The sequence below is a fragment of the Nocardia wallacei genome (assembly GCF_029868745.1).
GTDB lineage: Bacteria > Actinomycetota > Actinomycetes > Mycobacteriales > Mycobacteriaceae > Nocardia > Nocardia wallacei_B.
Genome location: NZ_JARWOP010000219.1, coordinates 1 through 3,521, shown reverse-complemented (window position 1 = coordinate 3,521; position 3,521 = coordinate 1). Strand labels below are relative to the sequence as shown.

Sequence of the window (3,521 nt, the reverse complement as noted above, 5' to 3'; positions counted from 1 at the left end):
TTGTTGAGGTCGTCCGCCTGCCCCCCCCCCAACTACAGGGGGGGCTGGCCCGGGGGGGGGGCGGCGGCCCCCCCCCCCACCAACGCCTCGCGGGGCCGGGGGGGCCCCCCGGCCCGCACGGTGGGCGGCTATCGCGAGTACGCCCCCGAGGACATCCGGCGGATCTTCCACGTGGAGGGGCTGCGGTCGCTGGGACTGTCGCTGAACCAGATCCGCAGCGCCCTCGACGATCCCGGATTCACCGTCGCCACGCTGGTCGGCGACCTTATCCGCCGGTCCGAGGAGCGACTGGACCGGGAACGCGAACTGCTCGACCGGCTCCGTGCGGTCGATGCGGCCGAGCCCGCCGACTGGCAGGACGTCCTGCGCCTCGTCGCGCTGCTGCACGGCCTGGGGTCCCGCGATGCCGCGCGGCGGCAGCAGACCGTGCTGGCGCCGGCCGAGGACGCCGCGGTACCCGCCGAACTGCTGGCCGAAGCGATCCTCGCCGAATCGGACGCGAATGTGGCCGGGGCGCTGCGCTGGGCCCTCGCGCGGACCGGCGACGACGGTGTGGCGACCGTGGCCGCCGGGATGAGTTCCCCGGACGCCGACGTCCGGCGGCGCGCGATCCTGGCGCTCGCCGAACTCTCCGGCGACCGAGCCACCGCGGCGCTCACCGACGCCCTCGCGGACGACGACGCGACGATTCGCCGCCACGCCGCCCTCGCGCTCGGCGCACGCGGCGACACCCGGGCCGTACCGGCACTCGTCGCCACGATCGTCGCGGGTCCCAACGACGTCGAGGCGGCCGAATTGCTGGGCATGCTGGCGGCGGAACCCGTATGGGCACAACGCATCATGTCCGCATTGACCGCCGAGCTCACCGCGGAGACCGCCGACTCGGCCGCCCGGATCCGCCTCACGCAGGCCCTCGCCGAGATGCCCGGAACCATCGCGGGGGACACCCTCCGGCAACTGACCCACGACGCCGACCGCGCCGTATCCCTGATCGCCAGGGCCATCGTGAGCATGCCGGAACAGTCCTGAGATTCCGCGGCCGCCGTGTTCTGTAGACCGCCGGGTTCGGCGCGGGCCGGACGGGTATGTGGCGGTTATGCCTACTTCTCTGCGGCGGGCCGTGAGCACGCGTCTGCTGTATTTCTTCATCCTGGGCGATGTGCTCGGGGCGGGCGTGTACGTGCTGATCGGATCGGTGGCAGCGGCGTCGGGAGGCGCGGTATGGCTGCCGCTGGCGATCGCGCTGGGGCTCGCGACACTCACCGCGGGGTCGTATGCCGAACTCGCGACGAAATATCCGCGGGCGGGTGGTTCGGCGCACTACGCGACCCTGGCGTTCGGGCCCGCGGCGGGATCGCTGGTCGGGTTCTGCATGCTCGCGGCCGGGGTGGTGTCGGTGGGCGCGCTGGCGCGGGCGTTCGCGGGGGAGTATCTGCAGGCGCTCGTGTCGGCGCCGACGGCCGCGGTGATCGTGGTGTTCCTGGTCGCGCTGGCGCTGCTCAATATCCGCGGTATCAAGGAGTCGCTGCGCGCCAACGTCGCGGCGAGCCTGATCGAACTCGGCGGGCTGCTGCTCATCATCGGGCTGGGGGCGTGGCTGCTCGTGCGGGGTGACGCCGATCCGGGCAGGCTCACCGAGGTCGGGACCGCCGAGCGCGGCGCCGTCCCGGCGGTGCTGGCCGGAACCGTGCTCGCCTTCTACTCTTTCGTCGGTTTCGAGACCTCGGTGAATCTCGCCGAGGAGGTTCGCGATCCCCGGCGCTCCTATCCCACCGCTCTGTTCGGCGCGCTGCTCACCGCGGGCGCGGTGTACGTGCTGGTGGGAGTGGTCGCCAGCGCCGCCGTGCCCACGGACGAACTCGCGCGGTCCAGCGGTCCCCTGCTCGAGGTGGTGCGGCGCGCCGGTGGCGTGCCCGAACGGCTGTTCAGCGTGATCGCGCTGGTCGCGGTGGCCAACGGGGCGCTGCTGACCGGCATCATGGCCTCGCGGCTCGCCTATGGCATGGCCCGCGACGCGCTGTTGCCGGCGGTCCTGACCCGCCTGCTGCCCCGCCGCCGCACACCGTGGGTGGCGGTGGTCGCGACGTCGGGCGTCTCGCTCGTCCTCGCGCTCACCGGCGAAGTCGCCGCGCTGGCCGAGACTCTCGTGTTACTGCTGCTCGTCGTGTTCGCGGCGGTGAACTGCTCTGTGCTGTCACAGCGGCGGCACCCGGTCGATACCGATCATTTCCGCGTCCCTACCGTCGTCCCGTGGCTGGGACTCGCCTCCTGCCTGTACCTGTTCACGCGGATCGACGCCGCGGTCTGGGCGCGCGGGCTGATCCTGGTCGGCCTGGGCGTCCTGCTCGCTCTCGTGAACGCGGTGCGGGCCGCGCGGGGCGATTCCCGGCGCCGCTGATCTGCCGCCGAAGGCATTCGAGCGGGACGGTAGCCGGACGGGCATGTCACCGGTAGCGTGGCTACGGGACCACGCGCGGGGTGAGTGTGCTTGGCCGACAGGACTGTTCGAGGGAAGGCGGCGGTATGGACCCGCGGTTCCATTTGGATGACACCATCGACATGAACACGCCCAGCATCGCGCGGATGTACGACTACGTCCTCGGCGGCGGCGCGAACTTCGAGACCGACCGGCAGGCCGCGGACGCGATCCCGGAGGGAATGCCCGGCAGCCGGGAGTGGGCGCGGGCCAACCGGTTGTTCGTCGGCCGGGCCGTCACCGCCCTGTGCGAGCTGGGTTTCGACCAGTTCCTCGATCTCGGCTCCGGCGCGCCCACGGTCGGCAGCCCGCACGAGATCGCGTTGCGGCACAACCCCGCCGCCCGGATCGCCTATGTCGAACGCGAGCCGGTGGCCGTGGAATACGCCAACAAGATGCTCGCCGATCAACCGCAGGTCTCGATGACCTGGGCCGACCTGCGCGATATCGACAGCGTCCTGGCCGCGCCGGGCGTCGCGGGCCTGCTCGACTTCCGCCGACCCGTCGCGGTGCTCGCCATGGCCGTGCTCGACCTGCTCGAGGATGTCAGCCCCGTCGAGCTGACCGCCGCGTACCGCGATTCCTGCAGTGGCGGTAGCGCCCTGGGCCTTTCGCACGCCGTCGGGCTGACCCTGACCCTCGAACAGCAGGAACAGGTGCTGTCGGTCATGCGGCGCACCAACACTCCCGGCGCGGGCTTCGGCACCGTCGAGGATGTCGCCGCGTTGCTGGACGGCTACACCGTGCTCGAGCCGGGCATCGTCCCGGTAGGCGCCTGGCGACCGCTGGACCCGATCGACGAGGCGGTGGCGCGGCGCGCGAACTACGTCGGCGCCGTAGGCATCAAGGCGTAACCGCCTCCCCGGCGATTTAACAGGCCCGACCAGGCCTGATTTGGGAAAACTCACAGTGTGGGTGAGGGCTGTCTCAGGTGTGGTGACAGACCCCGCAACACTCGCTGGGAAGGCCCCTTGACGATAGCTACGCTGTGCGAGTTCATCCGACTCGAGGACGAGGTCCGTGAAAACCCTTCTGGCAGTTCTAG

The 3,521-nt window shown here is 71.3% G+C and carries 3 protein-coding genes; all 3 read left to right on the top strand.

Going from position 1 to position 3,521, the window contains the following annotated elements; translation table 11 throughout:
* Positions 1-1,029, top strand: a 1,029-nt coding sequence (locus tag QH470_RS18485) for a HEAT repeat domain-containing protein (RefSeq protein WP_425302700.1), incomplete at its 5' end; no start/stop codon positions are given.
* A 67-nt stretch (positions 1,030-1,096) separates the two neighbouring features.
* Positions 1,097-2,398, top strand: a complete 1,302-nt coding sequence (locus QH470_RS18480; RefSeq protein ID WP_280273633.1) for an APC family permease — start codon at positions 1,097-1,099, stop codon at positions 2,396-2,398.
* A gap of 125 nt (positions 2,399-2,523) precedes the next feature.
* A complete protein-coding gene (locus QH470_RS18475) occupies positions 2,524-3,330 on the top strand; it encodes an SAM-dependent methyltransferase (protein ID WP_280273632.1) in 807 nt (268 codons plus the stop codon).
* Positions 3,331-3,521: the final 191 nt, after the last annotated feature.

Coding starts and splice junctions, on each gene's coding strand:
- QH470_RS18480 (WP_280273633.1), top strand. CDS start 1,097: ATGCCTACTTCTCTGCGGCGGGCCGTGAGCACGCGTCTGCTGTATTTC.
- QH470_RS18475 (WP_280273632.1), top strand. CDS start 2,524: ATGGACCCGCGGTTCCATTTGGATGACACCATCGACATGAACACGCCC.